This is a genomic window from Cupriavidus sp. SZY C1, assembly GCF_032190535.1.
GTDB classification, from domain to species: Bacteria; Pseudomonadota; Gammaproteobacteria; order Burkholderiales; family Burkholderiaceae; genus Cupriavidus; species Cupriavidus pauculus_C.
This window is the reverse complement of the sequence record NZ_JAUANU010000025.1, coordinates 21,561-28,820: the sequence shown is the minus strand read 5'-3', so window position 1 is coordinate 28,820 and position 7,260 is coordinate 21,561. Positions and strand designations below refer to the sequence as shown.

Here is a 7,260-nt window from a genome sequence, read left to right as displayed (position 1 = left end):
AGTCGCCGCAGGAGTTTGAGGACAAGTTCAAACGCCAGACAACCTTAATACCTGTCTGAAAAAACTTGACCACTACACTCCCCTCTCCCGCATGGCGGGAGAGGGGCCGGGGGTGAGGGCAAGCCTCACGCCCGCGACAGTCTTCCCTCAACGCCACGCATCAAACCACAACCCCCGCATCCTCCGCATACCCCCGCACCACGTCGTCGAAGCTCGCGTCGCCGACGAAGCCCAGTTCCAGGGCGCGGGTGGTGTCCCACGCGGCCGGCCACGTGCCGACGATCTTCTCGATGCGTTCTTCGCGCTGCCACGTCACGCGGTCGGCCACGGCGTCGCCGGCCACGCGGCGCAGCGCGTCGACCATCTGGGCGGCCGTCACCGACAGCCCCGGCAGGTTGACCACGCGGCGGTTGCCAAAGCGGGCGCCGTCCAGTTCGATGCCGTTGACCAGCGCCTGGATGGCACCGCGCGGCGACAGCAGCCACAGCGCGGTGTCCGGCGGCACCGGGCAGTTGGCGGCCACGCCGGCCAGCGGCTCGCGGATGATGCCGCTGGCGAACGACGATGCCGCCGCGTTCGGCTTGCCAGGCCGCACGCTGATGGTCGGCAGCCGCAGGACGCGGCCATCGACAAAGCCCTTGCGGCTGTAGTCGGACAGCAGCAGCTCGCCGATGGCCTTCTGCGCGCCGTACGACGACTGCGGGTTCAGCGCCGTGTCGTCCTGCACCACGGCCGGCAGCTTGCCGCCGTACACCGCCACCGAACTCGTGAACACCACGCGCGGCACGTGGCCGAGCTGGCGGCACGTTTCCAGCAGTGCGCGCGAGGCGTCCAGGTTCACGCGCATGCCCAGGTCGAAATCGGCCTCGGCCTGCCCGCTGACCACGGCGGCCAGGTGGAAGATCGCGCCGGTGTCGCGGTCGATGGCCTGCGCCAGCACGGCGGGGTCCGACAGGTCGCCGGTCACCACGCGCACGCGGGCATCGTCGATCTGCGGCGCCACCACGTCCAGCAGCGTCAGGCGGTCGATGGAGACGGCGCGGCCGTCCAGGTTCAGGCTGCCGCGCTTGAGCAGCAGGCGGGCCAGCTGCAGGCCCAGGAAACCGGCGCCGCCGGTGATCAGTACGTTCATGGTGCGGACAATCCTCGGTTATCGCTTCAGGTACGGCTTGAGCCAGCCCAGCCCGGCCGACGTGCCGGCGCGCGGCCGGTACTCGCAGCCGATCCAGCCGGTGTAGCCCAGGCGGTCGATCACGTCGAACAGGTACGGGTAGTTCAGCTCGCCCACGTCCGGCTCGTGGCGCTCGGGCACGCCGGCAATCTGGATATGGCCGATGCCGGCAAAGTCGCGCTCCAGCTTCCTGGCGATGTCGCCCTCGACGATCTGGCAGTGGTAGCAGTCGAACTGCACCTTCAGGTTGGCGGCGCCCACCTGCTGGCAGATGGCCTGGCCGTCGTCCTGCCGGTTCAGGAAGTAGCCGGGCATGTCGCGCGCGTTGATCGGCTCGATCAGCACGGTCAGCCCGTGTGCGGCGGCCGACGCGGCCGCGTAGGCCAGGTTCTCCAGGTAGACCGCGCGGCAGCGGGCGCGGTCGGCGTCCGCCGGCACGATGCCGGCCATCACGTGGACGCGGTCGTTGCCGATGACCGTCGCATACTCCAGCGCGCGGGCAAACGCGGTGCGGAACTCGGCCTCGCGGCCCGGCAGCGCGGCCATGCCGCGTTCGCCGGCGGCCCAGTCGCCCGGCGGCGCGTTGAACAGGGCCTGCGTCAGGCCGTGGTCGTCGAGCCGCTTGCGGATCTCGGCGGCCGGATGGTCGTACGGGAACAGGTACTCCACGGCCTGGAAGCCGTCCTTTGCCGCGGCGGCAAAGCGGTCCAGGAAGTCGTGCTCCGTGTACATCATCGAGAGGTTCGCGGCAAAGCGCGGCATGTCAGGTCTCCTTGGACGACAGGTTCGACAGGTTCGATATCAACGGTTGACCAGCTTCGCCGGCGTCAGCCAGACCAGCAGCGCGCCCACCACCAGGATGGCCGACAGCACGTACATCGGCAGCTGCGTGCTCTGCGTCAGGTCCTTGAGCGCGCCCACCATGTACGGCGACACAAAGCCGGCCAGGTTGCCCACCGAGTTGACCACGGCGATGCCCGACGCGGCGGCGATGCCGCTCAGGAACGCGGTCGGCAGCGACCAGAACAGCGGCGCGCAGGTCAGCACCCCGGCGGCGGCCAGCGACAGCGCCGCGATGGCCACCGTCGTATTGTGGGTGAACGACGCCGCAATCGCAAAGCCCGTGGCGCCCATCAGCGCCGGCACGATCAGGTGCCAGCGGCGCTCGCGCCGGGCGTCGGCGCTGTGGCCCAGGATGTTCATGACCACGATGGCGCACAGGAACGGAATGGCCGACAGCAGCCCGATGTTGAGGTTGCCGGTCACGCCGCTGGCCTTGACCAGCGTCGGCATCCAGAACGTCAGCGCGTACTGGCCGGTCACGAAGCAGAAGTAGATCAGGCACATCCACCAGACGCGGCGGTCGCTGAACACGGCGCCCAGCGAGTGCACGTTGCGCTGGCCGCCCGTGGTGGCCGCGGCGGACGCCGCGCGCTCGTCGTCCTCGATGTTGCGCTTGAGCACGCGCTTTTCGTCGGCGCTGAGCCACGGGGCCTTGTCGATGCCGTCGCGCAGCACAAAGACCGTCACGATGCCGATGACGAACGCGGGCAGCGCCTCGATGAAGAACATCCACTGCCAGCCGGCCCAGCCGTGCGTGTCGTGGAACGCGTCCATGATCCAGCCCGACAGCGGGTTGCCGAACATGCCGGCCACCGGGATGCCCGACATGAACAGCGCGATCATCTTGGCGCGCCGGTGCGACGGGTACCAGTACGTCAGGTACAGGATCACGCCCGGATAGAAGCCGGCCTCGGCCAGGCCCAGCAGGAAGCGCATCACGTAGAACTGCGTCGGCGTCTGCACGAACACGAACGCGGCCGAGATGATGCCCCAGGTGATCATGATCCGCGCGATCCAGACCCGCGCGCCGATCTTGTGCATCAGCAGGTTGCTGGGCACCTCGAACAGGAAGTAGCCGATGAAGAACAGGCCGGCGCCCAGGCCGAACACGGTCTCCGAGAACTGCAGGTCCTGCGCCATCTGCAGCTTGGCAAAGCCGACGTTGACGCGGTCGAGATAGGCGATCACGTAGCACAGCATCAGGAACGGCATGATGCGCCAGAACACCTTGTTGTAGGCGCGTTTTTCAACGGCTTGGTCGGCGTCTAGCCGGCCGTCGGCGGCAGGGGTCCCCACCGCGGGGTTGGATGCGGTCATTTTGAAAAGTCTCCTTGATGGAACCGGCTGGGGGTGGTCTCCCGCTCCCGCTGGGCGGGACCGGGCCGGGGAGAGGGCAGGGCGTTGTTATGGGTCGTCGCCCGGTCCGGGCGCTGGCCTTCTCCCCCGGCCCCGCCGCCGCGCGCGGCAGCGGGGCGCAAACTATGGGTGTGGCGTGGACGGACCTACCGGCCTACCACTTCGCGCCGAACGTGTCGCGCAACTCCGCGAGCGCGGTTTCGTCCAGCGGCCCGGGCTTGTCGCGCAGCATCATCCAGAGCCGGGCGGTCTCTTCCAGCTCCTCCAGCGCCCATGCCGCGCGCGACACGCTGTCTTCCCACACCACCGGCCCCAGCCGCGCCAGCAGCACGCCGCGCACGGCGTTGGCCAGCTCGGCCACGCGCGCGGCCACGGCCGGGTCGCCGGGGCGGTGATAGGGGATCAGCGGGATATGGCCGACCTTCATCACGTAGTACGGCGTGATGGGCGGCAGCACGTCGTCGGGCTGCCAGACGCCGGCCAGCGTCAGCGCGACCAGATGCGTCGAATGCGTGTGGACCACGCCGTGCGCGTTTGGGTTGTTGTCGTAGACGCAGCGGTGCAGCGTCAGCGTCTTCGACGGCTTGTCGCCAGACACCCACGTGCCGTCCGTGGCCACCTTGGCCACGCGCGCCGGGTCCAGCGTGCCCAGGCAGGCATCGGTCGGCGTGATCAGCCAGCCGTCGTCCAGCCGGGCGCTGATGTTGCCGGCCGTGCCGACCGTGTAGCCACGCTGGTACAGGCTGGCGCCGACCTGGCAGATTTCCTCGCGCAGTGCGCTTTCCCGGCTCGATGTCATGCCGCCGCTCCCAGCGCCCGCAGCGCCTCGTCGAAGAAGTCCTCGCCGCCGAAGTTGCCCGATTTCAGGGCCAGCGCCAGCGGCGCGTCGTCCAGCGTGACCGTGGCCGGCACGCCGGGGGCAATCTGGCGGCCGATGCGCAGCGACTGCACGCCCAGCGCCTGGACCACCGCGCCCGACGTCTCGCCGCCCGCCACCACAAAGCGTCGAGTGCCGCGCGCCTTCAGCCCGGCCGCGATGCTGGCCAGCGCGTGCTCCACCAGCTCGCCGGCGCGCGCCACGCCCAGTTCGGCCTGCACGGCCTTGACCTCGTCGGGCTGCGCGGTGGCGTAGATCAACACCGGGTCGTCGTGCTGCGCGGCCAGGGCCAGCGCCTCGTCCACCACGCCGTCCTGGCGGGCCAGCCGCAGCGGATCGATCCGCATGGCCGGGCGGCCCTGGGCGATCCAGCGCGCCACCTGGCCGTTCGTCGCGCGCGACGCGCTGCCGGCCAGCACCACGCCCGGCCCGGCCACGGCCGGCACCTCGGCCGCGTTGTCGCGCACCGGCAGCAGCCCGGCGCGGCGGAAGTTCTCGGGCAGGCCCAGCGCAATGCCCGAGCCGCCCGTGATCAGCGGCAGCGCGGCGCAGCCTTCGCCTAGCGCCAGCAGGTCGGCGTCGGAAATCGCATCGGCAATCGCCAGCTTCACGCCCTGGCCGCGCAGTGCGTCGATCCGGGCGCGGATGGCAGCGGCGCCGCCCGCCACCGTGTCGTAGCGCAGCAGGCCCACGGGCGCCTGGCTCTGGCGCTGCAGCACGCGCACCAGGTTGGCGTCGGTCATCGGCGTGAGCGGATGGTGCTCCATGCCCGATTCGCTGAGCAGCGTGTCGGCCACGAACAGGTGGCCGCGGAAGATCGTCCGGCCGTTCTCGGGGAAGGCCGGGCAGGCGATCGTGAAGTCGCTGCCCAGCGCGCCCAGCAGCGCCTCGGCCACCGGGCCGATGTTGCCGGCGTCGGTCGAATCGAACGTCGAGCAGTACTTGAACACGAACTGGCGGCAGCCCTGGGCGCGCAGCCATTCGAGCGCGGCCAGCGACTGCGCCACGGCGTCGTCGGCCGGGATCGTGCGCGACTTCAGCGCCACGACCACCGCGTCGGCGTCCACCGTGCCGACCGGTACGCCGATCGTCTGCACGGTGCGCATGCCGTTGCGCACGAGGGTGTTGGCCAGATCCGTGGCGCCGGTGAAGTCGTCGGCGATGCAGCCAAGCAGGGGACGGTTGCTCATCGTCTTACTCCTTGGGCTGCGGCAGGTCGATGCCCGGGAAGATCTTGATGACGGCCGAATCGTCCTCGCCGCCGTGGCCGGCCGTGGACGCCATCATGAACATCTGGTGCGCGGCGGCGGACAGCGGCAGCGGGAATTTGCTGGTGCGGGCCGTGTCCAGCACCATGCCCAGGTCCTTCACGAAGATGTCGACGGCCGACAGCGGCGTGTAGTCGCCAGCCAGGATGTGCGGCACGCGGTTCTCGAACATCCACGAATTGCCGGCGCTATGGGTGATCACGTCGTACAGCGCGTCGGGGTCCACGCCTTCGCGCAGGCCCAGCGCCATGGCCTCGGCCGCCGCGGCGATATGCACGCCAGCCAGCAACTGGTTGATGATCTTGACCTTGGAGCCGGCGCCGTGGGCGTCGCCCAGCCGGTAGACCTTGCCGGCGATGGCGGCCAGCACGTCCTCGGCCAGCGCGTAGGCATCGGCCGGGCCCGACGTCATCATCGTCATTTCGCCACTGGCGGCACGGGCCGCGCCGCCCGAGACCGGCGCGTCGAGCATCAGCAGGCCATGGCCGGCCAGCCGCTTGCCGAGCGATTCGGCAAAGCCGGGCGGCACGGTGGCGCTGGCAATCACGAGCTTGCCGGCCGCCATCTTCGGCACGGCACCCTGTTCGCCAAACAGCACGGCCTCGGTCTGCGCGGCGTTGACGACCAGCGTCAGCACCACGTCGCAGCGTTCGCCAAGTTCGGCCGGGCTGCCGCACGGCATGCCGCCGGCATCGGCAAAGCGGCGCAGCACGTCGTCGCGCAGGTCGCACGCATGCACGCGAAAGCCGGCACGCAGCAGCGACTGCGCCACGCCGTAGCCCATCGCGCCCAGGCCGATGACGCCAATATTTCTGGACATGGAATTCTCCTCAGTGCGACAGGCCGGACGGCAGGTCGCCGGCGGCGCTGTCGTCGTCGCCAAGCTGCGAGAGCCGGCGCGCCGCGTTGTACATGTGGTTCTGGGCCGCGTTGCGCGCGGCGTCGGGGTCGCCCGCGCGGATGGCGGCGACGATGGCCTGGTGCTCCTCGCGCACCTGGCGCGAGAAATCCTCGCGGCGCGCCTCGTTGGTCCGGGTGACCTGCGTGGCGGTTTCCAGGTACTGGCTCAGGAACGCCAGCGTCTTCAGGAAGTAGGGGTTGCCGGTGGCCTCGGCGATGGCGCGGTGGAACGCCACGTCGGCGGCCACGCCGTCGCCGCCGTCGGCCACCTCGGCATCGATGCGCGCCAGCGCGGCGTCGATGCCCGCCATGGCCGCGTCGGAGCGGCGCCGGGCGGCCTGCGCGGCCACCTCGGCCTCGATCGACCGGCGCAGCTCGACGATCTGCAGCACCGATTCCAGCGTGGCGACGTCGGTGTAGTCAATCCGCAGCGGCCGGATGCCGGCCTGCTCGGTCACGAACACGCCGCTGCCCTGGCGCGATTCCACCAGCCCCTCGTACTTGAGCCGGGCGATGGCCTCGCGGATCACGGTCCGGCTGACGCCGAACTCCTCGGACAGCACGGCCTCGGTCGGCAGCTTGGCGCCGCGCGGGAACACGCCGCCCTCGATCTTTTCGAGTAGCTGTTCGGCCACGCTGTCGGTCAGCGCGCGAGCAGGAATCTTCTGGAACATCGTCGTCACGTCATCGGGTAGTCAGGTCATCATACAAATTTCACGGACGTGTGGCAGGCGGGTTATCCCTAGGATGGTACGCCCGCTGTCCGGTAATCGCACAGCGCGCGTTGGCGGCTTGACCGGGCGCGGCGTATGATTGCGCCTCTCTTCCGACTTCCTGATTCCCCG

Annotated in this window: 7 protein-coding genes; all 7 read right to left on the bottom strand. The window is 69.9% G+C overall.

Annotated features, from left to right (window positions below; all coding sequences use genetic code 11):
• Positions 1–160 precede the first annotated feature (160 nt).
• Positions 161–1,132: a D-erythronate dehydrogenase gene (gene denD / locus QTN24_RS24565; protein ID WP_124684344.1), complete on the bottom strand. Its 972-nt coding sequence runs from the start codon at positions 1,130–1,132 to the stop codon at positions 161–163.
• An 18-nt stretch (positions 1,133–1,150) separates the two neighbouring features.
• Entirely contained in the window at positions 1,151–1,933 is a 783-nt protein-coding gene (gene otnI, locus QTN24_RS24560; RefSeq protein WP_313840196.1) for a 2-oxo-tetronate isomerase, read from the bottom strand.
• A gap of 39 nt (positions 1,934–1,972) precedes the next feature.
• Positions 1,973–3,331, bottom strand: a complete 1,359-nt coding sequence (locus QTN24_RS24555) for an MFS transporter (RefSeq protein WP_124684342.1) — start codon at positions 3,329–3,331, stop codon at positions 1,973–1,975.
• Between the two features lie 193 nt (positions 3,332–3,524).
• Positions 3,525–4,169, bottom strand: a complete 645-nt coding sequence (locus tag QTN24_RS24550; RefSeq protein ID WP_313840195.1) for an aldolase — start codon at positions 4,167–4,169, stop codon at positions 3,525–3,527.
• Positions 4,166–5,437, bottom strand: coding sequence for a 3-oxo-tetronate kinase (gene otnK, locus QTN24_RS24545; protein WP_313840194.1), 1,272 nt, complete (start codon positions 5,435–5,437; stop codon positions 4,166–4,168). Before otnK ends, QTN24_RS24550 begins: the two co-directional genes overlap by 4 nt.
• Before the next feature lie 4 nt (positions 5,438–5,441).
• Positions 5,442–6,335: an L-threonate dehydrogenase gene (gene ltnD, locus QTN24_RS24540; RefSeq protein ID WP_313840193.1), complete on the bottom strand. Its 894-nt coding sequence runs from the start codon at positions 6,333–6,335 to the stop codon at positions 5,442–5,444.
• 10 nt (positions 6,336–6,345) lie between these two features.
• Positions 6,346–7,089 (bottom strand): FadR/GntR family transcriptional regulator, encoded by a 744-nt coding sequence (locus tag QTN24_RS24535; RefSeq protein ID WP_313840192.1) that lies wholly within the window; start codon positions 7,087–7,089, stop codon positions 6,346–6,348.
• Between the last annotated feature and the right edge of the window lie 171 nt (positions 7,090–7,260).

Excerpts from the sequence above, each read along its gene's own strand:
- denD (WP_124684344.1), bottom strand. The coding sequence starts at position 1,132 with ATGAACGTACTGATCACCGGCGGCGCCGGTTTCCTGGGCCTGCAGCTG.
- otnI (WP_313840196.1), bottom strand. The coding sequence starts at position 1,933 with ATGCCGCGCTTTGCCGCGAACCTCTCGATGATGTACACGGAGCACGAC.
- QTN24_RS24555 (WP_124684342.1), bottom strand. The coding sequence starts at position 3,331 with ATGACCGCATCCAACCCCGCGGTGGGGACCCCTGCCGCCGACGGCCGG.
- QTN24_RS24550 (WP_313840195.1), bottom strand. The coding sequence starts at position 4,169 with ATGACATCGAGCCGGGAAAGCGCACTGCGCGAGGAAATCTGCCAGGTC.
- otnK (WP_313840194.1), bottom strand. The coding sequence starts at position 5,437 with ATGAGCAACCGTCCCCTGCTTGGCTGCATCGCCGACGACTTCACCGGC.
- ltnD (WP_313840193.1), bottom strand. The coding sequence starts at position 6,335 with ATGTCCAGAAATATTGGCGTCATCGGCCTGGGCGCGATGGGCTACGGC.
- QTN24_RS24535 (WP_313840192.1), bottom strand. The coding sequence starts at position 7,089 with ATGTTCCAGAAGATTCCTGCTCGCGCGCTGACCGACAGCGTGGCCGAA.